21 protein-coding genes are annotated in these 20,693 nt (G+C 66.9%); 12 read left to right on the top strand and 9 right to left on the bottom strand.

The genetic code is table 11. The features are described 5' to 3' along the window. The first annotated feature begins 37 nt into the window (after nt 1–37). Complete coding sequence (locus tag PXK01_RS13795) at nt 38–1,066, top strand: replication initiator protein A (RefSeq protein WP_274860534.1); 1,029 nt, start codon at nt 38–40, stop codon at nt 1,064–1,066. Between the two features lie 115 nt (nt 1,067–1,181). On the opposite strand, the gene PXK01_RS13790 is transcribed toward PXK01_RS13795, so the two are convergent. Beyond that, the gene (locus PXK01_RS13790; RefSeq protein WP_274860533.1) at nt 1,182–2,429 is read right to left on the bottom strand and encodes a glycosyltransferase family 4 protein; all 1,248 of its coding nucleotides are present in this window, start codon (nt 2,427–2,429) and stop codon (nt 1,182–1,184) included. A gap of 133 nt (nt 2,430–2,562) precedes the next feature. Here PXK01_RS13790 and rfbC point away from each other — a divergent pair, with 133 nt between their 5' ends. The 7 genes from rfbC to PXK01_RS13755 all read left to right on the top strand — a co-directional run bounded on the left by rfbC (nt 2,563) and on the right by PXK01_RS13755 (nt 10,878). After that, nucleotides 2,563–3,117: a dTDP-4-dehydrorhamnose 3,5-epimerase gene (gene rfbC / locus PXK01_RS13785; RefSeq protein WP_274860532.1), complete on the top strand. Its 555-nt coding sequence runs from the start codon at nt 2,563–2,565 to the stop codon at nt 3,115–3,117. Between the two features lie 3 nt (nt 3,118–3,120). Continuing rightward, nucleotides 3,121–4,173 carry a dTDP-glucose 4,6-dehydratase gene (gene rfbB / locus PXK01_RS13780; RefSeq protein ID WP_274860531.1) on the top strand — a complete coding sequence of 351 codons (1,053 nt, stop codon included), beginning with the start codon at nt 3,121–3,123 and terminating at the stop codon, nt 4,171–4,173. A 67-nt stretch (nt 4,174–4,240) separates the two neighbouring features. Continuing rightward, nucleotides 4,241–5,089, top strand: a complete 849-nt coding sequence (rfbD, locus tag PXK01_RS13775; protein ID WP_274860530.1) for a dTDP-4-dehydrorhamnose reductase — start codon at nt 4,241–4,243, stop codon at nt 5,087–5,089. Further along, the gene (rfbA, locus tag PXK01_RS13770) at nt 5,086–5,967 is read left to right on the top strand and encodes a glucose-1-phosphate thymidylyltransferase RfbA (RefSeq protein WP_274860529.1); all 882 of its coding nucleotides are present in this window, start codon (nt 5,086–5,088) and stop codon (nt 5,965–5,967) included. Before rfbD ends, rfbA begins: the two co-directional genes overlap by 4 nt. A gap of 201 nt (nt 5,968–6,168) precedes the next feature. Continuing rightward, complete coding sequence (gspD, locus tag PXK01_RS13765) at nt 6,169–8,166, top strand: type II secretion system secretin GspD (protein WP_274860528.1); 1,998 nt, start codon at nt 6,169–6,171, stop codon at nt 8,164–8,166. Then, nucleotides 8,099–9,661 carry a GspE/PulE family protein gene (locus tag PXK01_RS13760; RefSeq protein ID WP_274860526.1) on the top strand — a complete coding sequence of 521 codons (1,563 nt, stop codon included), beginning with the start codon at nt 8,099–8,101 and terminating at the stop codon, nt 9,659–9,661. The genes gspD and PXK01_RS13760 overlap by 68 nt, the downstream gene beginning before the upstream one ends. Beyond that, nucleotides 9,658–10,878: a type II secretion system F family protein gene (locus PXK01_RS13755; RefSeq protein WP_274860525.1), complete on the top strand. Its 1,221-nt coding sequence runs from the start codon at nt 9,658–9,660 to the stop codon at nt 10,876–10,878. The genes PXK01_RS13760 and PXK01_RS13755 overlap by 4 nt, the downstream gene beginning before the upstream one ends. Before the next feature lie 33 nt (nt 10,879–10,911). Here the strand turns inward: PXK01_RS13755 and PXK01_RS13750 are convergent, their stop codons facing one another. Continuing rightward, nucleotides 10,912–11,385, bottom strand: a complete 474-nt coding sequence (locus PXK01_RS13750; RefSeq protein WP_274860524.1) for a type II secretion system protein N — start codon at nt 11,383–11,385, stop codon at nt 10,912–10,914. A gap of 127 nt (nt 11,386–11,512) precedes the next feature. Between PXK01_RS13750 and PXK01_RS13745 the strand changes: the two genes are divergently transcribed. Further along, entirely contained in the window at nt 11,513–12,019 is a 507-nt protein-coding gene (locus PXK01_RS13745; RefSeq protein ID WP_274860522.1) for a hypothetical protein, read from the top strand. A 39-nt stretch (nt 12,020–12,058) separates the two neighbouring features. Here the strand turns inward: PXK01_RS13745 and gspM are convergent, their stop codons facing one another. The 7 genes from gspM to gspG form a co-directional block, all read right to left on the bottom strand. After that, nucleotides 12,059–12,565: a type II secretion system protein GspM gene (gene gspM, locus PXK01_RS13740; RefSeq protein WP_274860521.1), complete on the bottom strand. Its 507-nt coding sequence runs from the start codon at nt 12,563–12,565 to the stop codon at nt 12,059–12,061. Then, nucleotides 12,562–13,791 carry a type II secretion system protein GspL gene (gene gspL / locus PXK01_RS13735; protein WP_274860520.1) on the bottom strand — a complete coding sequence of 410 codons (1,230 nt, stop codon included), beginning with the start codon at nt 13,789–13,791 and terminating at the stop codon, nt 12,562–12,564. Before gspL ends, gspM begins: the two co-directional genes overlap by 4 nt. Before the next feature lie 89 nt (nt 13,792–13,880). Further along, nucleotides 13,881–14,807, bottom strand: a complete 927-nt coding sequence (gene gspK, locus PXK01_RS13730; RefSeq protein WP_274860519.1) for a type II secretion system minor pseudopilin GspK — start codon at nt 14,805–14,807, stop codon at nt 13,881–13,883. Next, nucleotides 14,804–15,508, bottom strand: a complete 705-nt coding sequence (locus tag PXK01_RS13725; protein ID WP_274860518.1) for a type II secretion system protein GspJ — start codon at nt 15,506–15,508, stop codon at nt 14,804–14,806. The genes gspK and PXK01_RS13725 overlap by 4 nt, the downstream gene beginning before the upstream one ends. Further along, entirely contained in the window at nt 15,505–15,888 is a 384-nt protein-coding gene (locus PXK01_RS13720; protein ID WP_274860517.1) for a hypothetical protein, read from the bottom strand. The genes PXK01_RS13725 and PXK01_RS13720 overlap by 4 nt, the downstream gene beginning before the upstream one ends. Further along, nucleotides 15,885–16,361 (bottom strand): prepilin-type N-terminal cleavage/methylation domain-containing protein, encoded by a 477-nt coding sequence (locus PXK01_RS13715; protein ID WP_274860516.1) that lies wholly within the window; start codon nt 16,359–16,361, stop codon nt 15,885–15,887. The genes PXK01_RS13720 and PXK01_RS13715 overlap by 4 nt, the downstream gene beginning before the upstream one ends. Further along, nucleotides 16,346–16,780: a type II secretion system major pseudopilin GspG gene (gene gspG / locus PXK01_RS13710; protein WP_274860515.1), complete on the bottom strand. Its 435-nt coding sequence runs from the start codon at nt 16,778–16,780 to the stop codon at nt 16,346–16,348. The genes PXK01_RS13715 and gspG overlap by 16 nt, the downstream gene beginning before the upstream one ends. 152 nt (nt 16,781–16,932) lie before the next feature. Between gspG and PXK01_RS13705 the strand changes: the two genes are divergently transcribed. From PXK01_RS13705 to PXK01_RS13695, 3 genes are all read left to right on the top strand, one after another. After that, a complete protein-coding gene (locus PXK01_RS13705; RefSeq protein ID WP_274860514.1) occupies nt 16,933–17,721 on the top strand; it encodes a prepilin peptidase in 789 nt (262 codons plus the stop codon). An 87-nt stretch (nt 17,722–17,808) separates the two neighbouring features. Next, nucleotides 17,809–19,380 carry a tetratricopeptide repeat protein gene (locus PXK01_RS13700; protein ID WP_274860513.1) on the top strand — a complete coding sequence of 524 codons (1,572 nt, stop codon included), beginning with the start codon at nt 17,809–17,811 and terminating at the stop codon, nt 19,378–19,380. After that, nucleotides 19,380–20,624: a tetratricopeptide repeat protein gene (locus PXK01_RS13695; protein ID WP_274860512.1), complete on the top strand. Its 1,245-nt coding sequence runs from the start codon at nt 19,380–19,382 to the stop codon at nt 20,622–20,624. The genes PXK01_RS13700 and PXK01_RS13695 overlap by 1 nt, the downstream gene beginning before the upstream one ends. Nucleotides 20,625–20,693 lie beyond the last annotated feature (69 nt).

Below are 20,693 nucleotides of genomic sequence, written 5' to 3'. Positions count from 1 at the left end.
TTCCAATACCGGGGGATCAGGGACAGGCAGAAGAGCAATGGCGACAGGGCTGACCGGGGGCGGTCTGACAGCGGGTACATATCCGCCCGAAGGGCAGGGGGATTTTTTCCTTTGCGATATTTTCGATGCGATCCCCAAGAACGATCTGGCCTCGATGGAACATCCGCTGTTCTCGCTCGGCACCCGGCCCGACCGGCGCATCCTGTCTTACGAACACAATGGCACCGAGATCACCGTGACCCCCAGCGTCAAGGGGCTGGCGACGATCCACGACAAGGACATCCTGATCTTCTGCATCAGCCAGTTGATGGCGGCCTTGAATGCCGGGCGCCAGGTCAGCCGTACCCTGCATCTGAAGGCGCATGATCTTCTGGTGGCCACCAACCGCGAGACCTCGGGCGATGCCTACCGCCGCCTGCGCGAGGCCTTTGAACGGCTGGCGGGCACCCGCATCACCACCAATATCATGACCGGCGGCCAGGAGGTCACCTCGGGCTTTGGTCTGATCGAACGCTGGGAGATCGTGAGGAAGGCGCGCGGCGGGCGTATGGTCAGCGTCGCCGTCACCCTCAGCGACTGGCTTTATCGGGCGGTCCTGTCGAAATCGGTGCTGACCCTCTCCCGCGATTACTTCCGGCTGAGGAAACCGCTGGAGCGGCGGATCTATGAACTCGCGCGCAAACACTGCGGCCGCCAGGCCAGTTGGCAGATCTCGGTCGAGACCTTGCTGAAGAAATCCGGCTCTGCCAGCCCGCGCCGGGTCTTTCGCAAGATGGTGCGCGACATGATCGCGGCGCAGCCCTTGCCCGATTACGCCATGGAGGAACTGCCGGGCGATCTGATCCGGTTTTCCCAGAAACACGCGGTGGTGAGCGGTGTGGGCGGCATGGCACCCAGCCTGAAGCCGGAAACCCTGGATGCGGCGCGCGATCTGATGCCCGGCGCCGATGTCTACGCGCTGGAGGCCGATTGGCGCGCCATGTGGGCGCGTTCGGGCAGCCCGCGTCTGCGCCAGGCCGATGCAGCGTTCTTGGGCTGGGTCAAGAAACGCGCCCGCGACTCCTGAAACAGGTTCTAAATCACCGATTTTCGAGTCACTCTTGCTGCTGCAGCCTTATGGCATCACCGGGCCCAAATGTTTCGCGCGCGAAACATTTGGGGGATCCGAAGCGGGGCAGGGGTCAGAGCGTGATCCGCTTCTCCTCGGGCACCAGCGCGTTGATCTGCGCGATATGTTCCGGCAGGCAGCGGGTCAGGAAATCGTAAGTCTCCACCACATGGGCGCGGGCATTGGGGCCAAGATGGGCATAGGCGTCCGGGTTGGCCAGCACATCCACCACCTGATCGGCCAGGGCCTCGGGGTTGAAGAAATCCACCAGCATGCCGGTTTCCCCATGGGTCACCGCCTCGCGCACCGGCGCCACATCGGCAGCCACCACCGTGGCCTGCATCGACATCGCCTCCAGCAAGGACCAGCTGAGCACGAAGGGCATGGTCAGATAGATGTGGCAGCGGCTGAGGCGGATGATGTCGCAGAGGGAGTCATAGGGGATGCGGCCCAGGAAATGCACCCGGCTCCAGTCGACCTGATCTCCCAGTTCCGCTTCCATCTCGCCGCGCAGGCCGCCGGGGTGGGTGCTTTCGGCGCCATAGGAGGTCTCATTGCCGCCGATCATCAGGATGCGGGCCTTGGGGCGCTCCTTCAGGATCTTGGGCAGGGCGCGCATCATGATATGAAATCCGCGGGCGCGCTCCATGTTGCGGGCGATATAGGTGATCACCTCGTCATCCCGCGTCAGCGGGCGATCGAGCCGCCCAAGCGCGATCGAGGCGCCTGGGTCGGGCTGTAAGCGGTCGGTGCGGATGCCGTCATGGCAGACATACATGCGATCATGGAAACTGTCGGGGAACCGGTCGCGCTGCCAATAGGTGGGGGCATGGCCCAGGTCGACGCTTTCGATACTGGCATAGGGCACCGTGTTGCGTGCCTTGGCAAAGAAGCCCGCCTGATCGTTGGGCGGGTTTTCGGGGTCAAAGCCCACCAGCCCGCCGGAGGTGCGGTAGAAATACTCAAAGAAGCCGATCACCGGCACATCCGGCCAGACCTCTTTCATGAACAACAATTCGCCCCAGCCGGTGTGGCCGATGATGATATCCGGGGTCCAGCCGCGTTCCCCTTGCAATTGCCTTGCCGCCAGCGCCGCGCCGATGCCGGTCCCGGCGGCCGTCTCCCAGTCCTTTGACAGCCCATAGGCGTCCTTGGCGGGGGCATGATGCGCCTTGTAGGTCACCGTGGTGACGCCGGGCAGGTGGATGTCGTTGCGCTGGGTCAGGAAATAGATCTCGTGGCCCTCGGGGCGCTCTGCCAGCCAGGTGATCAATTCCCGGTACTGGCCGGGCATGTTCTGATGGACGAAGAGAAGTTTCATGCGTTATGGATGCCTCGTCCGAAAGACAGAGGCAAGCGGCTGGTTGGTCTCTGGTTGTTTCACGGTGACAACCATAAGCGAGATTGCTAAGGGTACGGCGAATTGAAAATGAAGATAAGACAGGACATAGGCCGTGCAGATTGAGGATACGCCACTCGCTGGGCTGAAGATACTGACCCCGGCCCGGTTCGGGGATGTGCGCGGGTTTTTCAGTGAAAGCTGGAATCGCAAGTGCATGGCGGATCACGGTCTGGATCTGGACTTTGTTCAGGACAACCATTCCCTGTCGGTGCAGGTGGGTACGCTCAGGGGGCTGCATTTCCAATCCCCTCCTCATGCTCAGGATAAGCTGGTGCGCTGCGGGCGTGGCGCGCTTTATGATGTGGCGGTGGACATTCGCGAAGGCTCGCCGACTTATGGGCAGCATTTCGGCATCGAGCTGACGGCGGAAAACGGCAAGCAACTGTTGGTGCCCAAGGGATTCCTCCATGGCTTCATCACCCGGGCGCCCGACACCGAGATCCTGTATAAATGTACCGATTATTACGCGCCTGATTGTGATGGTGCCGTGGCTTGGGACAGCTGTGGCATCGACTGGGGTTTTGACGGTGCGCCGGTGCTGTCGGACAAGGATGCTGCAGCCCCCGTCCTTGCCGACTTCGACAGCCCCTTCACCTGGGAAGGATAACCTATGAAGATACTTGTGACGGGCGGCGCCGGATTTATCGGCTCTGCGGTGGTGCGGTTGGCAATTGCCCGCGGCCATCAGGTGGTGAACCTTGATTCGCTGACCTATGCCGCATGCCTGGAAAACGTGGCCGAGGTGGCGGAGAACCCGAATTACGCCTTTGAGCAGGCCGACATCCGCGACCGGGCCGCGCTCGATCGGGTGTTCAAGACCCATAAGCCCGATGCGGTGATGCACCTGGCCGCCGAAAGCCATGTGGACCGCTCGATCGATGGCCCCGGAGATTTCATCGAGACCAATATCACCGGCACCTATCAGATGCTGGAGGCAGCGCGCAAATATTGGCTCGAGGCGGGCCGCCCCGATGGCTTCCGCTTCCACCATATCTCCACCGACGAGGTCTACGGATCGCTGCCCAATGACCCTGAGGTGATGTTCACTGAAGAGACCGCCTATGATCCGCGCTCGCCCTATTCGGCATCGAAGGCCGCCTCTGATCACCTGGTGCGCGCCTGGGCCGAGACCTACGGGCTGCCGGTGGTGCTGACGAACTGTTCGAACAACTACGGCCCCTTCCATTTCCCGGAGAAACTGATCCCGGTGGTGATCCTCAATGCGCTGGCGGGAAAACCGCTGCCGATCTATGGCGATGGCTCAAATATCCGCGACTGGCTTTACGTCGAGGATCATGCCGATGCGCTGCTGCTGGTGCTGGAAAAGGGCGTGCTGGGGCGGTCCTATAATATCGGCGGTGAGAATGAGCGCACCAACCTGGAGCTGGTGCAGACGCTCTGCGCCATCCTGGATGAAAAACGCCCGCGTCAGGACGGTCTGCCCTACAAGGAGCAGATCACCTTTGTCACCGACCGCCCGGGCCATGATGCGCGCTATGCCATCGATCCCTCGCGCATCCGCGATGAACTGGGCTGGCGTCCTTCGGTGACGGTGGAGGAAGGTCTGGCGAAGACCGTGCAGTGGTATCTGGATAACGAGCCTTGGTGGCGCGCCCTGCAGGACCGTCACGGCGTCGGCCAGCGGCTGGGGACCGGTAAGTGAGCGGTCTTGCGTCATCAAGGGCAGCGCCCGAGCCTATCGGCCAGGCAAAAGCCTGCGGGAAAAAACCATGATCCTTGTCTTCGGCAAAACCGGCCAACTGGCCCGTGAACTGGCGGCGCATGATGGTGTGGCCTGTCTGGGACGCGATCAGGCGGATCTCTCCGATCCCGATGCCTGCGGGGAGATTATCCGCGCACGGGCGCCTGTCGCCGTGATCAATGCCGCCGCCTATACGGCGGTGGATCGCGCCGAAGAGGAAGAAGAGCTGGCCACCGTGATCAACGGTGTCGCCCCCGCCGCCATGGCGCGGGCGGCAGCCGATCTCGGGATTCCCTTCGTGACCCTCTCCACCGATTACGTCTTTGATGGCAGCGGCGAGACTCCCTGGCGGCCTGAGGATGCAACCGGCCCCCTTGGCGCCTATGGCCGCTCCAAGCTGGCCGGTGAAGAGGCGGTGCGCGCGGCGGGTGGCACCCATGTCCTCCTGCGCACCTCCTGGGTGGTGTCATGTCATGGCAACAATTTCGTCAAGACCATGCTGCGGCTCGGGGCCGAGCGCGATCGGCTCACCATTGTGGCCGATCAGATCGGCGCGCCGACCCCGGCGCGGGATATCGCTGCGGCCTGCCTGGAAATAGCCAAGCAATTGATCCAGGATCCGGGCAAGAGCGGCACCTATCATTTTGCCGGAACTCCTGAAATCAGCTGGGCCGGGTTCGCCCGCGAGATCTTTGCCCGCGCAGGGCTTTCTTGCGAGGTGGTGGATATCCCCTCCAGCGATTATCCCACCCCGGCGCAGCGGCCGCTGAATTCAAGGCTTGATTGCGCCTTGTTAGAGACTGTTTTTGGTATTTCCCAGCCCGACTGGCGGTTGGGACTCAATGAGATTTTGAAGGACCTGGGAGAAAGTGCATGACTGCGCAAACCGCACGTAAGGGCATCATTCTGGCGGGGGGATCTGGCACCCGGCTTTATCCGATCACCATGGGGGTGTCGAAACAGCTTCTACCGATCTACGACAAGCCGATGATTTACTATCCGCTGTCGGTCTTGATGCTGGCGGGCATCCGCGAGATCTGTGTGATCACCACGCCGCAGGATCAGGAGCAGTTCCAGCGCACGCTTGGAGACGGCAGCCAATGGGGGGTCTCGCTCTCTTATGTGGTGCAGCCCAGCCCCGACGGGTTGGCACAGGCCTATATCTTGGCCGAGGACTTCCTGGATGGCGCTCCTTCGGCACTGGTCCTGGGGGATAATATCTTCTTTGGTCACGGGTTACCTAGCCTGCTGGCGGCAGCGGATGCACAGGGGGCCGGGGGCACGGTCTTTGGCTATCACGTGGCCGATCCCGAACGCTATGGTGTTGTGGAATTCGACGGCGATGGCATGGCCCGCCAGATCATCGAAAAGCCACCCGTGCCGCCGTCGAACTATGCGGTGACGGGACTTTATTTCCTAGATGGTACGGCTCCGGAACGCGCCCGCCGGGTGCAGCCCTCGCCGCGCGGTGAGCTGGAAATCACCGATCTGTTGCAGATGTATCTCGATGAAGGCGCCTTGCGGGTGGAAACCATGGGGCGCGGCTATGCTTGGCTTGATACCGGTACTCATGGCTCTTTGCTGGATGCGGGCAACTTCGTGCGAACGCTGACCAAACGCCAAGGCTTGCAGACGGGTTGTCTTGAGGAAATCGCCCATGAGGCAGGCTGGATCGACGATCAGCAGATGCAGGCCCGCGCGGATCTCTTCAAGAAAAACGACTATGGCGCTTATCTGGAGCGGCTGCTGGACTGATCGCTTCTGAGAAGGCTGTTTCCGACTAGCCGGTTCTGGACCGGCTTGAGCGCGCTCGTGCGCGCGGGCCACATTTCTCTGTGTTGCAGTTGGGGGCTCAGAAAACCGCTGTGTTTTGGTGCACGCCCGAGTATGATGTGCAGCAATAAACAGGAAGCGGCGGGCTGCGTCGAACACCGCCATAGTCGAGAAGAGCAGATCATGGACAGATGCGCACAGAAGCGGTTCTTGCGATCCGCAAAGGGCTGGCGGCAGCTTTGTGCTGCGGCCCGTGATGCGACCTGTGCCGGGATCCTTGCCCTGGTCCTGCTGCTGCCCCAGCCCTCACGCGCCCAGGTGACGTTGGACCTGCGCGATGCGGATCTGCGCAGCTTCGTGGAAATCGTCTCGGAAACCACCGGGCGCAGCTTTGTGATCGACCCGGGCGTGCGCGGCACGGTCACCGTGCTGGCGCCCGAGGAAATGTCGGCCACGGAGCTTTACGAGGTCTTCCTGGCGGTGCTGGAACTGAACCGCCTGACCGTGATCGAAGGCGCGGGGGCCGACCGTATCGTTCCGATGAACATGGCGCGTGAACTCTCCTCGGGCGCCAGTGCGGATCTGCCCAAGGGGTTCCAGACCCGGGTGATCCCGGTGCGTGAAATCCCCCTGCAGGAGGTGATCGAGGTGGTGCGCCCGCTTCTGCCCTCCGAGGCGGTGATCACCCCGGTGCCCGGCGCACGCATGCTGATCCTGTCGGATCGCGGCGCTAACCTGAACCGCATTTCCCGGCTGATCGAAAAGCTGGACCAGCCACGCCGCACCGCCCCGATCGAGATCATTCGCCTGCAGAACGCCAATGCGGGCGATGTCCTGCAGGTGGTGCAATCCATGGGGCTGGTGCCGGATGGCTCGACCGTCAGCGTGGACCGGCGCTCCAACGCGCTTCTGGTCTCGGGGGCCGAGGACATGCGCCACCGGATCCGGGTGCTGGTGGATGAGCTGGACCAGCAGCGCGACACGGTGGTGTCGCGCACGATGGAAGTGAACTACGGCGATGCCGCCACCATTTCCGATGTGGTGATGCGCACGCTGAATTCCACCGATGCAAATGCGGCCCGCGCCCCGATCCGGATCGTTCCCGAATTGCAGACCAACACATTGCTGATTTCGGCCCCGCAGGAGCGCATCGCGGAAATCGTGCAGATGGTGCGCCACCTGGACCGCCGCCCGACCCAGGTGCTGGTGGAGGCGGTGATCTTCGAGATGTCGGTGCAGGGGCTGTCGGATCTCTCGGTGCAGTTCGGTGCGGTGCTGAACGATGCCCTGGTGGGGGGCGCGCAATTCTCCCTGCCCGGGCGCAGCAGCCTGATCAGCGTGATGTCGGCGGTGCAGAACGGCAATACGCCCACCATCGGCAATGGCGGCGTCTTTGGCGGCGGGCGCTACAAGGATGGCGACGGGATCGTCGGCCTTCTGACCGCGATCACCTCGGTCAATTCCACCCGGCTGCTCTCCACCCCCTCGATCCTGACCCTGAACAATCAGGAGGCCGAGATCGTGGTGGCGCAGAACGTGCCCTTCGTCACCGGCAGCTATTCCACGGTCAGCGGTGGCAGCGCGGTGGAAAACCCCTTCCAGACCATCGAGCGCCAGGATGTCGGCCTGACCCTGAACGTCACACCGCAGATCAATGCCGACCGCACCGTGCGCCTGTTGATCAAGCAGGAGGTGTCGAACCTCACCAATACCACGGCGTCATCCGGCGGTGAGATCACCGCGCGGCGCTCCTTGACCACCACGGCGCTGGTCAGTGACGGCTCGGTGATCATGCTGGGCGGGCTGCTGGAGAACGGATCGGGCGCGGTCAGCCAGAAGGTGCCGGGCCTGGCCGAACTGCCGCTTTTGGGCGGGCTGTTTCGCGGCAAGAATGCCAGCGGCAACCAGCGGGTGCTTCTGGTGCTGTTGCGCCCGCAGGTGGTGTCCTCGGATGCCGAGGCGCGGCGGCTGACCCGTGAGCTGTCCCGCAAGGCGCAGGAGGTCAGCGCTTCCATCGCGCCGGTGGATGACGGAAGATACCCGCGTACCTCGCTGGGGGCGCTGCCCTTTGACGGCGCCGATCTGAACCAACCGTTTGATGCCGGATTTATCGATGATGTCGCGCAACGCCGAAACTTCCCGCCGCTCCCCAGCAGGCTCCGCTTCTCCGGGCAGGAGTGATCCGGGCGCAACCGGGCAGGCGAGTTCGGGCGGGGCGCTGCGGCTGCCCTTTGCCTTTGCCCGTGATCAGCAGGTGCTGTTGGAGGGCGCGCGGCTGATTGCCGGCCCTGGCGCCACCGCCCTGGGCCTGCGCGAGGGGCAGCGGCGCATCGCGGCAGATGGGGATCTGGCCCGGGCTCTCAGCTGCGAGGTGGTGGATGGCCCCGGTTTCGAGGCGGCGCTGGCGCGGGTCTACCAGCAGGGCAGCCCCGACGAGGATACGACAGAGCCGAGTTTCGACCTGGAGGAACGGGCCTTTGCCCGCCGCCAGCGCGACCTCCTGGACGAGCCGGGCGATGCGCCGGTGATCCAGCTGGTCAACCAGCTGTTGCGCCGGGCGGTGCAGGGTGGTGCCTCGGATCTGCATATCGAGCCGCACGAGGGGGGGCTGCGCGTGCGCATGCGCATCGATGGCGTGTTGCAAGAGGTGATGGACCGCGCCGATGTGCCGGTGAAGCGGATCGTCTCGCGGCTGAAGGTGATGGCGGGGCTGGATATCGCCGAGACCCGCCTGCCGCAGGACGGGCGCATCCCGCTGTCCCTTGGCGGGCGGCAGATCGACACGCGGGTCTCCTCCCTGCCGGGCCATTACGGCGAGCGGGTCGTGCTGAGGATCCTGGATCGCTCCGCCGGGTTGATGCCGCTGGCCGATCTTGGCCTCAGCGCCGATCAGCAGGCGCTCTTGCACCGGCTGGCCGCCTCCCCGAATGGAATTATCCTTGCGACAGGCCCCACCGGTGCTGGCAAGACCACCACGCTCTATTCCCTGTTGCAGCTGGCGGACCGGACCGGGCGCAATATCGTCACCGTCGAGGACCCGATCGAATATGACCTGCCCGGCATCAGCCAGAGCCAGATCAACGCCGAGATCGGCATGAGCTTTGCCGCCGGGCTGCGCGCCACCCTGCGCCAGGACCCGGATGTGATCCTGGTGGGTGAGATCCGCGATGGCGAGACCGCCGAAACCGCAGCCCAGGCGGCGCTGACCGGGCATCTGGTGTTCTCCTCGCTCCATGCCAACAGCTCGGTCGGGGCCATCGTGCGGCTGCGCGACCTGGGCATCGACAATTTCCTGATTGCCGCCACCCTGCGCGGGGTGATTGCCCAGCGTCTGCTGCGGCGTCTCTGTGTGGAGTGTCGCAGCCCCCATGCGCCGACCCCGGAAGAGGCTGCGCTGTTCTCCCGCCACGGGGTGCCGGTGCCAGGGCAGGTCTTTGCCGCCAAGGGCTGCCCCTCCTGCAATGAGACGGGGCACGCCGGGCGCTGCGGCATCTTCGAGATGGCCGAGGTGGGCGAGGATCTGCGCGCCGCCATCGACCGGGGCGCCAGCGAAAGCGATATGCGCGATCTTGCATTGGGGGCGGGCGAAAGCCTGATCGGTCAGGGGCTTTTGGCGGCTTCGGCGGGCAATGTCAGCCTAGAGGAAGTGCTGCGCGTGGTTGGGGATGTGGCGTGAAGGCCTATAGCTATATCGCCTATACCAGCGCCGGGCGGCGGCGCAGCGGCACCGTGGTGGCCGAAACCGAGGCCGACGCCAGCCAGCAGCTCTCGGCGCAGGATCTCTTCGTTGCCGAACTGAGCGAAGCCGGAACGCCTGCACAGGACGCCCGGCAGCGCCGCAGCCTGATGCGGCGCGCCCTGCTGGGGGCCGATCTGCAGGCGGTCTTTACCCGGCAGATGGCGGTGATGCTGGCCGCAGACCTGCCGGTGGAGGCCGCATTGGAGGCGGTGCGCACAGGCGGTCATCCGGCGCTGGAGCGCGTGGCCGCGGCAGCCCGTGCCGCCCTTCTGGAAGGTGCGGATCTCTCCGAGGCGCTGGCGCAAAGCGGCGCGGGCTTTGCCCCCTATTACCTGGCGGCCCTGCGCGCGGGCGAGGCGGCCGGGGAGCTGTCTGCGGTCTTTGGTGAACTGGCCGATCATCTGGAACAGCAGGGCAGCGATCGGGCGCAGATCGCCAGCGCCCTGATCTACCCCGGTTTCGTGGCGGCGGTCTCGCTGCTGGTCTGCGGTATCCTGATGGTCAATGTGGCGCCCGAGATCGTCGCCATGTTCGAACACACCGGCCGCCCCTTGCCGCCGCTGACGGTGGCGGTGCTGGCGGTGTCGGACTGGATCCGCGCCCATGTGCTGCTGCTTGCCGGGCTGGCCCTGGCCCTGGCTGTGCTGGTGGTGACGGTGTCCCGCGTGCCGACTTTGCGCGCCCGTGCCGACCGCATCCTGCTGCGCCTGCCCGTGGTGGGGCGGCTGATGCGGCTTGCGGCGGCGGTGCAATATCTGCGCACCCTGGCGCTGGTTCTGGGCGCGCGCCATGCGGTGCTGAGCGCCACCGACAGCGCCCGGGAGGTTCTGACCGTGGCGCGGTTCCGCCATGAAGGCGAGGCGGTCGCCCGGGCCGTGCGCCAGGGCGAAAGCCTGTCGGCGGCGCTGGAGCGGCTCTCGTTCCTACCCCCCGTGGCGCGTCAGCTGATTGCCGCCGGCGAGGTCTCGGTGCGTCTCGCGCGGATGAGCGCGCGCGCCGCGACCCTGACCGAACATCGGCTCTCGACCGAGAGAAAGCGGATTTCCGCCTTGTTAGAGCCTGTTTTGATGGTGCTGGTCGGGGCGCTGGTGCTGGTGATCGTGCTGGCGGTGCTGCTGCCGATCTTTGATCTGCAGGCGGCGGTCACGGGCTGAGGATCCTCGGGCTGAGGATCAAAGCGGGCAGGGCTATTCGGGAAAGGCCAGCAATTCCGGCGCATCGCCCTCCCGGCTGATCCAGAGCCCGTCGTGATCGATCCGCGCCACGGTGATCCCGGCGCGTAAGGAATCGCCCGCGCGCAGCAGTTGCTCGCCGCTGGGATGTGCGACCATGGCCCAGGTATCCTGGCCGACCTGCACCACGCCCTTCAGATGATAGCCGAGGCTGTCGAGCGGCGGTTTCGGCGGGCGCGGCGGCTGCGGTTCGCTTTTGGTCTGCTTTGGTGGTTCTGGTGGCCGGGGCGGTTGTTTTTCCCCGAACAGGGCAGGCCAGGGGCGGCTTTGGATCTGCGCGGGGGCCGGGGCGGCGCTGCTGCCGTCACCGGGGGCGCGTATCTCGAGCGGCGCGGCGGGCGGTCGGCTCAGCTCCTGCCACAGCCCATGGCCCGCCTGACCCGCCAGGGCCAGCGCCATCAAGGTCAATATCGCAGCAATCAGGCGCATGGCATCCCTTTGAACTGGTTCTCTTTGCCGCCAGGCCACAGCCGATGGCGAAGCGGCGCGCCCGGATAGACGCACCCCGGCAAAGATGGTAAATTTTTCCGGGTACATAAACATGAAAAGAGCGGATATGCAGGCGGGATCTTTTTCAAAAGCCGGATTGGTCTTTTGCGCGGGCCTTCTCCTGGGCAGCTGCGGCGATACCATCGGCGGCGGTTTCCAGTCGCAATATGCGGTGGCGCGCAACGCGTTGGAGGTTGGCGATTATGCCCGTGCCAAGCGCGGCTATCAGAAACTGCTGAGCCAGGCCGGCCCGCTCGCACCCCGTCTGCAACTGGAATATGCCCATGCCGAACTGCGCAGCGGCAACTACGCCGAGGCTGCCCGCATCGCCGGCGATCTGGCCGCCCGCCAGCAGGGCGATGCCCGCGGCGCGGCCCTGGCGGTGCAGGGCACGGCACAGCATGAACAGGGGCTGGTCCTGTTGTCCCAAGGCCAGGTGGAGCCGGGCAAGGCGCAGCTGAAGGCCGCACAGGCGGCCCTGGGCGAGGTGGTGAAATCTCATGCGGATCTCGATCCGCTCGGCTCCATGGCCGGGCGCCGCGCCAGCATTGCGGCCCGTCTCAAGGCGCTCTGACAGGGCCTCCAAAGGGGGCGCTTCTGACGGGTCTTGCGATCAGCTTTCCGCCGGGCTGAGGCTGATCCAGGCGGCGATATATCCGGGGTCTTCTTCCAGCGCCTCCATGCGGAAACTGTCGAGTGTATAGCCCCAAGAGGGATGCATGGCGGTGAGCCAGCGCGCCAGGGCCTGAAAATCCACCCGGTCAAACCGCAGATCGATATCTCCGCTGGCCGCGGCCGAAAGCGCGCTCAAGGCGGGGCGCAGCCGGCTTTCGATCAAGGCCTGTTCAATCCCGCTGGTGCCGATCGGGGCGCCGACAGGGGCGCGGGCATGGCCAGCAGCATCCCTTTTTAGAGCCTGTTTTTCATCGATCCGCGCCAGGACCCAGGCCTGCAGGGCCTCTGCGTCGCTGCGGGCCGTGCGGGCGGCGGCATGCTGCTCTTGCAGGGGCAGCAGCAGGCTGATCCCCAGGCTGAGCGGCAGCAAGAGGGCGGCGATTGCCAGCAGCATGCGCTCACGCCCGCTGAGGTGCAACAGCATGTCGATCAGCCGGGCGGTCATGGGCGACCCTCCTGGCCGGAGCGGTGCGTCACAATGAATTCTCCCCGCACGCCGGGCGCATCGTCGCTGACGCGCAGGTCGGCCACCTCCACCGCCAGACCGGCGGCGCGCAGATCCGCGGCAATGCGGTCGGCGGCGGCAAAATCCGCAAGCTGCAGCCCCAGCCGCAGCCCTTCCCCGGCGCGGTAGCTCAAGGTATCGGGCTGGGCCCCGGCGGCGGCGATCACCTCGGCGGCGCGGGCTGTCAGCTCCAGCGGATCGCTTTGTGTCTCTCCGGTGCCCGAGGACTTGCGCAGATCCGCCAGCGCCCGGCTCACCTGCAGGCGCAGATCCAGAAGCGGGCCATCGGGGATGAAATGCTGCCGCACCAGGGTTTGCGTCTGGGCGCTGAGGGTGGCGGTTTCCGCTGCGATGCGCCGGGTTGCGGTGATCTCTGTGGCAGACCAAAGCCCGGCAGCCAGCAAAAGCGCCAGCGCGGGCCAGCGCCAGGGCAGCACCCGGCGCGCCAGCCGCGCCCGCGCCGCCATCGGGTTGTGGCGCAGATCGCAGGCGAGCTCCCCATGAGCCAGGATCTTGGGGCGGGGCAGGCCCAGGGCGGTGATCCCTTCGATGTCGCGGGCGACGGGGATCGCATGGGTAGCGGCCATATTGGCAAGGGTAGCTTCGGTTTCAGCAGGCAGCGGTGTTGCCAGCAACAGGGCGGCAGGGGGCGGAGCGTCCCTTAGGGCCTGCTCCAGCATCAGCGGCAGCAGGGCGGGCAGGGCGCTAAACCCATCCTCCAATCCCAGCCGGGCCATGATGATCTCCTGGCCTGTCTCAGTCAGCCGGTCCGCGGAGAGGGTCCAGACCCCCTGTGCGGCGGGCAGGGTCAGGTAATCGGGCAAGACCGCCCGCGCCTGGATCTGTCGCAGCCCCGCGAGCCAGGCAGGATCTGCGGTCAGCACCCGGGTCCAGCGCTCGGCGGCAGCGCCTTTTGCGGCGGGCAGCAGGCAGGGGCGCAGATCCAGCGTGCCTTCTTTTTGTCCGGTCCGGTCGGCCAATTGACGTCGGGCCACCTGTTCACGCGCCGCGCCGCGCAGCCCCTGGGGCAGATCCAGCGCGACAAGCGGCACCGCGGTGCCCGGCACGCTCACCACCTGGCGCGGATCCGCCGTGCCGCTGCCGAGTCGGATGATCGCCCTGTCCGGTCCTGCATCCGCTGCGCTATCGGGGTGGGGGGCGGACATTTTTGCGGCGGTCTCCTTTGGGGGTCCGGTGGAACTGGGCGCAGAATGGGGGGGAGCGAGGCCAAGTGCAATGCGCATCTGTTGTCCTGTCATGGCCGCCAGGTCACCTGCCAGACCTGCTCTGGCCGTCGGCCGCTGCTCTGGCGGAACAGGATCCCGCTCCGTCGCGCCGACATCCGCTGCAGCCGGGCTTCACTGTCGATGCGGAACCAGGCGGAATGGATCGTCAGCTGATCGGGGCTGAGCAGGGCGGGCTCCGGGTCTTCTTCCGCCTCTTCGTCCAGCGCTGCCTCCAGCCGGGCGGCGATCAGAAAGGCCTCGACCGAGACAAAGGGCTCCTGCGCGCGGGCGGCAACCAGCCGGGCGAGGGCGGCGGGGGGCAGGTCGGGCAAAATGGCCATGAGGATCTCGGGCGGGGCGCTGTTCACATTGAGGCGGCTGTCGGCGGACAGGGCGGTGATCAGCGGGCGCAGCCGGGTATAGCTTCGCGGGGAAAGGCCCGGCAGATCGGCCAGCTGGTCGGCGCTCAGCAGCGGCCCGCCTAAGGGATCAAGCGGCGGATCCAGGCGCAGCCAGGCGGCCCGCTCCTGCACCCCCATCGCGCCGGGCTGCAGAAAGCGGCGGATCTCCTCGGCGTTTTGCGGCGGCAGGGCAAGCTGGCGCAGCAGCCGCTCGAAGGTCGCCGCCGCCCAGAGGTTGTCGGGATCGCTCAACCAGTTGATGTTGAAGCGCCCCTGCAGATCGGTGACCTGTCCCGCGACCTCGCCCCGGGCCAGGGGCAGGGCGGGGAGGACGAGATCCGGCACGCTTTCACGCGCCAGATGGGTCTGGGCCAGCGCGTCAAAGGCATCCAGCGCCAGGGTCAGCTGATCCGCCTCAAGCCCCGCCATGAGCCGGGCCCGCCCGCCTTCGGCCCGGACCAACAGCACCGTGGCCAGCATCGCCAGGGCGGCGACGATTACCAGCGCATTGACCAGTACAAAGCCGCTGTCCCTTTCTGCTCCCGGAGGCCTCATTTCAGGGTCTCCACAAGGGTGATTTCGCCAAAATCCTCGGTCTCGATCACCAGTTCCACCGCCAGCGGTAGCCTGTCCGAATAGGCTTCGATCGCGCTAGGTCCGCTGTCCGCATCGGTGGCCTGACCGCCGGTGATCTGCTGCGGGACAAGACCTCCGGGATCTGTGCCGGTTATCCAGCCGACCCCGGTCCAATAGCTGCGCAGGCGCAGATCGCGTACCCCCTGCAGGACCGGCATCGCGGGGCTGAGGGCGGTGGCGCGCGCAGGCATCAGTGCGGGCCAGATCCGGCGGCTGAGCTGTCCCTGCCGCAGCTGCCATTCGACCCGCTGCAGCCCCAATCCGGCGGTAGCTACGGTTGCGGTGATCTCCTGGGGCCTCTGGGCGCCGCCGCGCGACAGGGCGAGATCCCGTGTGCCGGACGGGCCGGAGAAGCTGAGCGCCGAGCGCGGCGCGGCGCGGCCGGGCGGGTAGAACAGCATCGGCACCATGGCAGAGAGATCGGCGCGCAAAAGGCTGATGCCCTGGGCCAGGGTGGCGCTTTGCTCGGCCCGCAGGGTCAGGGCGTCGCGCATCCGCAGCATGCCGGTCAGCGCCTGGGTCCCCATCACCGCCACCAGGGCAAAGATCGCCATGGCCACCACCAGCTCGATCAGGCTGAGCCCCCGGTCCGAGGTGTTTTGAGGGCCAAGCCGTCTCATGGGCGCAGGCCCTGCGGCAGGTAAAGGATGAGCGTGGCGCCTTCGCCGCTGGCGGCGCGAGCGGTCACCGTGGCGCGCAACAGCCCGCCCGCCGTGGCTTCGGTTTCGGTGGCAATGTCAAAGGACTGCCCGCCCAGGGTCACATGGCGGGGCAGGGGCGCACCCGCCGCCCCGTAAAGCTGCAGCTCCTCGGCGCGGTTGCGAGCGGCGATACCGGCCAGGAGGCGCGGCATCTCGCCTCCGATGGCCCGGCGGGACTGATCGCTGCTGCGGGTCGCGGCAAGGCTGCCGAGGGCCAGCACCAGGATCGCCACGGCCAGCTCCAGCAGGGTCAGCCCGGCGCTGGCCGTGCCCCTGTGACGGGACAGGAGATGTCTCAATCGTCGTCGCATTGCAGCCCCGTCCAGCCATCGCTTTGGCAGCGCCCCGCGCCGCCGCCAAAACGGATCTCGAAGGCGGTGCTTTGCCCATCGGCCAGCAGCAGGATATCGGGGCTGTCTGCCTGTCCTGCCGCTGATCCGTCAGCGGAAAAGGCGATGCGCCCGCGCCAGGGCAGGATGCGCTCGGAGACCTGCCAGCCTTCCGCGTCGCGCGAGGCCAGCTGCAGCCCTCGCGGCGTGATCATCAGCCCCCGGCTCTGCTGGCCGGTGATGGCGAGCTGGCGGGCGGTGGTGAACTGGCTGCGAAACAGGGCCAGATCGCCGCCCTCCCTTGCGCCTGACCGGGGCAGCGCCAGGCTGGCGCCCACCGCCAGCACCGCCAGTACGGCTACGGCAATCAGCAGTTCGATCAGGGAAAACCCGTCGGTGCCGGGGCGGCCCCGTGGCTGAACAGGCTTTATTTCAGCGCCCACGAGCCGATATCCGCATCGGCGCCGCTGCCGCCCGCCACCCCATTGGCCCCATAGGTGAAGATGTCGAAATCCCCGTGCACGCCGGGCGCGAGATATTGGTAGGGCTTGCCCCAGGGATCAGTCGGCAGCCGATCCATATAGCCGTTCTCGGCCCAGTTTTCCGGTGCCGGATCGCTGGTCGGGCGGCTGACCAGGGCCGCCAGCCCCTGTTCGGTGGTCGGATAGCGGAAATTGTCCAGCCGGTAGAGGTTCACCGCGCTGGCGATGGCGGCGATATCGGCCTTGGCGCGGGCGGCACGGGCCTGGTCGGGGCGGTCGATCACCCGCGGCACCACCACCAGCGCCAGGATCGACAGGATCACCACCACCACCATCAGTTCGAGCAGGGAAAACCCTCCGTCACGGCGGTCTTGGGTCATGGGGGGAAAAGGCCGGGTGGCAGGGCAGGCAGGGCGCGGCATGGGTGTCTTTCTTTTGTCTGCCAGCATGATAGTGGAGGGGAGGAAGGCTTGTCCATGACCGGAAAGACCCGGAGCTGGAGAGGCGATGCGACAGGGGAGCCAGGGCTGAGATGGGCAGGGACGATCTTTTGCCGCTGCTGCTGTTTCTGCTGCTGGCCCCGGCGGTGGGCTCGTTCCTGGGCGTGCTGGCCGACCGGCTGGCGCGGGGCGAGGATGTGCTGCGGCAACCCTCGGCCTGCCGGTCTTGTGGAAGGCGTCTTGGAGGGCTGGATCTGCTGCCGCTTGTGTCGTTCCTCGCGTCACGCGGGCGCTGTCGCCACTGCGGCGCGCGCATTCCGCCCTGGCTGTTCTACATCGAGCTTCTGGCGCTTGGCGCGGCGGTTCTGGCGCTGGCGGCTGGGGGCGGTCCTGGCGCGGTGCTGCCTGCCTGCCTTTTCCTGTGGCTGCTGCTGGCGCTGGGTGTCAGCGATATCCTGTGGCTGCGCCTGCCGGATGTCTTGACCGCCTGCCTGTTCTTGCTGGTGCTGGGCTGGATCTGGCTGGACGCGGGCGGCGGCGATATGGCGCGCTATGATCTTGGCTGGGCCTTGTTGGGCGCGGCCCTTGGCAGTGGCAGCTTTCTGATGATCCGTATCGGCTATCGGGCCTTGCGCGGGCGCGAAGGTCTGGGCCTTGGTGATGTCAAGCTGATGGCGCCCCTGGGGGCCTTTGCCGGACCGCTGGATCTGCCGCTTCTGGTGCTGATCGGCGCGCTTCTGGCGCTCCTGGGCGGGTTGTTGTCCGGCGCAAAGCCCCGCCGGGGACCGCTGCGGTTTCAGGCGTTGCCCTTCGGCACCGCGCTGTGCGCGGCGGCGGCGCTTCTCTGGGGGCTGCGGGCGGCGCATCTGCTACCGGTCTGAGCTGGCAACAGGGTTTGATCTTGCATCTGCCAGCGCATAGGGTCCGGCGGACGCCTGCCTGTTCAGCCCCAAGACTTCGTGAGATCCATGGCCCGTTTCAGATTGCTCGTTCTTTTCGCTCTTTGCCTGCCCGCCGCTCCGGCGCCCTTGCTCTTGCCCGGGGTGGCCTGGGCCGAAGAGGCGCCAGAGCGTCCCGAGATGGCGGCCATCGAACAGGCCTGGGCGCGGGGGGATTTCGTCTTCGTGCGCCAGGGGCTGAAACGCCACGCCGAGGAGACCGGCACCGCCCTGGCGCAGTATCGCTATGGTCGGGTGCTCCTGGAGGGGCGCGGCGGGCCGCGTGACCCTTCGGGCGCGCAGCATTGGCTGGAGCAGGCGGTGGCGCAGAACCATGCCGAGGCGGCGGTGCTCTTGGCGCGGCTGTACCTCAGTGCCATGCCGGGTGGCCCGGCGCGCGATCCGGTGCGGGCGGCTGCTCTGTTCAAATCCGCCGCCGCCCGCGGCAATGCGGAGGCGCAATATTACCTCGGCCTGCTCTATGGCAATGGCACCGGGGTTGAGGCCGACCCCACCGAGGCCTTCACCTGGCTGCTGGCGGCGGCGGAAAACGCCCATGTGGACGCCGCTTTCGAGCTGAGCCGCGCCTATTCCCGGGGCGCGGGCACGGCGGAAAATACCGCCGAGGCGCTGCGCTGGCTGCAAACGGCCGCCGAAGCAGGCCATGCGGAGGCGCAGTTCTACCTGGCCTATGCGCTGGACAGCGGCCAGGGCGCGGTGCGCAACCGACCGGCGGCACTGAACTGGCTCATGCGCTCTGCCGAGGCGGGCTTTCTGCAAGCGCGCATTGCGCTGGGGAAGAAATACCTGACCGGTGACGGGGTCCAGGCCAACCCGGCCGAGGCGGTGCGCTGGCTGTCGGATGTGGTTGAGGCCGGCGATCCCGGCGCCATGGCGAGCCTGGGCGCGGCCTATCTGGGGCGTCACGGGGTGGCGGCGGATCTGCCGCGCGCGCTGCTGCTGTTGCGCCGTGCCTCCGATGCGGGGTTGGCGCGGGCCAGCTTCGATCTGGCCGGGGCCTTTGAACAGGGTCACATCACGGGCAGCCCGGATCTGGCGCAGGCGGTGAGCTATTATCGCCGCGCCGTGGAGCAGGGCAGCCCCGCGGCGGCAGAGCACCTGGGCCGTATGGCCGGGGCCGGGCAGCTCGAAGGGCTGCTGGCGCCCCATCACGTGGTGCCCTGGGCCCTGGCCGCCAGCAAAGCCGGAGATACCGGCGCCGAGGACTGGCTGCGCCTCCGCGCCGAAGCAGGCCTGCGTCCGGCCCAGACCGCCTATGCCCTGTGGCTGATCGGGCAGGACAGGGATCCCGAAGGGGCGGCTGCCCTGCTGCTTTTGGCGGCAGAGGCGGGCGACACCGAGGCGCAATACCAGTTGGGGCGGCTCCATGTGCAGGGTGCGGGGGTCGCGCAGGATTATGTGGCAGCCCATAAATGGCTCAATATCGCGGCGGCGGGCGGCAGTGCCGAGGCGCTGGACACCCGTTCGGTGGTGGCCGACCTGATGACGCCGGAGCAGCTGGCCGAGGCGCAGCGGGCGGCGCGCGCCTTTTTCGACAGCGCCCGCGCGCCCGACGCTTCTGCGGCGGTGGGGCAGGACTGATGCGGCGGGCCCTGCTGCCACTGGCGCTGTGCGGTGCGGTGCTGTCGAGCCCGGTTTCGGCGCAGGGCGACTGGAGCGCCGCGCCTTTGGTGCAGCTGGAAGAGGCGGCCGAGGCTGGCGGGGCCGCGGCGCAATATGCCTTGGCGCTGCGCCTTGAGGAGGGCCGGGGTGTGGTGCAGAACTACAGGCTGGCGGTGGAGTGGTTTGCCCGCGCCGCAGGTCAGGGCCATGTGGCGGCACAGGGGCGGCTGGGACATTATTATCATCACGGGCTGGGGGTGGAGCAGGACCATGCCGCCGCAGTCCACTGGCTGGAACGGGCGGCGGCCGCTGCCGTGGGGCAGGACCGGCCACAGGCGCTGTTTGATCTGGCGGCGGTGCTGGACGAGGGCCCCGATGGCGGCGATCCTGCCCGTGCGGCCGATCTCTACCGGCAGGCGGCGGAGCTGGGTCACCAGGAGGCCGCCGTCAGCCTTGGCGTGCTTTACCAGAACGGCCGGGGCGTGCCGCAGGATCCGCTGCGGGCGCGCGACCTCTATGAAGGCCCTGCCGCCGCGGGCCATGCGCGGGCGCAGAACAACCTCGGCCTGATCTATGTGCGCGGCGAAGGGGTGCCGCAGGATTATGCCCGCGCCGCCGAACTGTTCCAGGCGGCCGCCGATCAGGGGCTGGCGGTGGCCTTCGGCAATCTGGCGACCATGTATGAAAACGGCTTTGGCGTGCCGCTGAACGAGGCGCTGGCGGTCGAGCTTTACCGCCGGGCCGGGCGCGGCGGCAAAGACGGGGCCGAAGGCACCGGATCCTCGGGGCTGGAGCTGCGCCCCGGTGCCGTTTTCGATCCGCGCCTGACCCCGCCTGACGGCAGCGCCGAAACCCTGTCCCTGCTGCGGCTGGGGGCCGAGGCCGACGATCCTCTGGCCGCATTCCTGCTGGGCTGGCTCTTGCTGCAGGACGGGGGGGATTCGGGCGGGCAGGAGGGCCATGCCCGCCAGCGGCAGGCCGCGGCTCTGTTGCAGCGGGCCGCCGAGGCGGGGCTTCCGGCGGCCCGCGCCAATCTGGGGCTGATGTATTTCGAGGGCCGCGCCCTGCCGCAGGATTACGAGTTGGGCTATATGTGGCTGGTGCTGGCGGGCAGCGCCGGCCTGGCCGAGGCCCGCAGGCTGAGCGCGGAGCTGTCGACCCGGATGACCCCGGAGCAGATCGTTGCGGCGCAGCAGATGGCCGAGGCGCGCTCTACCCGCTGATGCCTTTGTTCTGCGCGGGATCTGACAGTGCAAAAAGCCCGCCCCGATATTTCAGGGCGGGCTTTTGCA

The sequence above is a fragment of the Phaeobacter sp. PT47_59 genome, assembly GCF_028890025.1.
Lineage (GTDB): Bacteria > Pseudomonadota > Alphaproteobacteria > Rhodobacterales > Rhodobacteraceae > Phycobacter.
Note: the sequence above shows the minus strand (reverse complement) of the source record. Positions and strands in the feature narration are given on the sequence as shown.

Excerpts from the sequence above, each read along its gene's own strand:
- gspL (WP_274860520.1), bottom strand. The coding sequence starts at position 13,791 with ATGTCCGCCCCCCACCCCGATAGCGCAGCGGATGCAGGACCGGACAGG.
- rfbB (WP_274860531.1), top strand. The coding sequence starts at position 3,121 with ATGAAGATACTTGTGACGGGCGGCGCCGGATTTATCGGCTCTGCGGTG.
- PXK01_RS13790 (WP_274860533.1), bottom strand. The coding sequence starts at position 2,429 with ATGAAACTTCTCTTCGTCCATCAGAACATGCCCGGCCAGTACCGGGAA.
- gspM (WP_274860521.1), bottom strand. The coding sequence starts at position 12,565 with ATGACCGCCCGGCTGATCGACATGCTGTTGCACCTCAGCGGGCGTGAG.
- PXK01_RS13705 (WP_274860514.1), top strand. The coding sequence starts at position 16,933 with ATGGGCAGGGACGATCTTTTGCCGCTGCTGCTGTTTCTGCTGCTGGCC.
- PXK01_RS13760 (WP_274860526.1), top strand. The coding sequence starts at position 8,099 with ATGATGTCGCGCAACGCCGAAACTTCCCGCCGCTCCCCAGCAGGCTCC.
- gspK (WP_274860519.1), bottom strand. The coding sequence starts at position 14,807 with ATGAGGCCTCCGGGAGCAGAAAGGGACAGCGGCTTTGTACTGGTCAAT.
- PXK01_RS13700 (WP_274860513.1), top strand. The coding sequence starts at position 17,809 with ATGGCCCGTTTCAGATTGCTCGTTCTTTTCGCTCTTTGCCTGCCCGCC.
- PXK01_RS13695 (WP_274860512.1), top strand. The coding sequence starts at position 19,380 with ATGCGGCGGGCCCTGCTGCCACTGGCGCTGTGCGGTGCGGTGCTGTCG.
- PXK01_RS13750 (WP_274860524.1), bottom strand. The coding sequence starts at position 11,385 with ATGCGCCTGATTGCTGCGATATTGACCTTGATGGCGCTGGCCCTGGCG.
- rfbD (WP_274860530.1), top strand. The coding sequence starts at position 4,241 with ATGATCCTTGTCTTCGGCAAAACCGGCCAACTGGCCCGTGAACTGGCG.
- rfbA (WP_274860529.1), top strand. The coding sequence starts at position 5,086 with ATGACTGCGCAAACCGCACGTAAGGGCATCATTCTGGCGGGGGGATCT.
- PXK01_RS13745 (WP_274860522.1), top strand. The coding sequence starts at position 11,513 with ATGCAGGCGGGATCTTTTTCAAAAGCCGGATTGGTCTTTTGCGCGGGC.
- PXK01_RS13795 (WP_274860534.1), top strand. The coding sequence starts at position 38 with ATGGCGACAGGGCTGACCGGGGGCGGTCTGACAGCGGGTACATATCCG.
- PXK01_RS13725 (WP_274860518.1), bottom strand. The coding sequence starts at position 15,508 with ATGAGACGGCTTGGCCCTCAAAACACCTCGGACCGGGGGCTCAGCCTG.
- gspD (WP_274860528.1), top strand. The coding sequence starts at position 6,169 with ATGGACAGATGCGCACAGAAGCGGTTCTTGCGATCCGCAAAGGGCTGG.
- gspG (WP_274860515.1), bottom strand. The coding sequence starts at position 16,780 with ATGACCCAAGACCGCCGTGACGGAGGGTTTTCCCTGCTCGAACTGATG.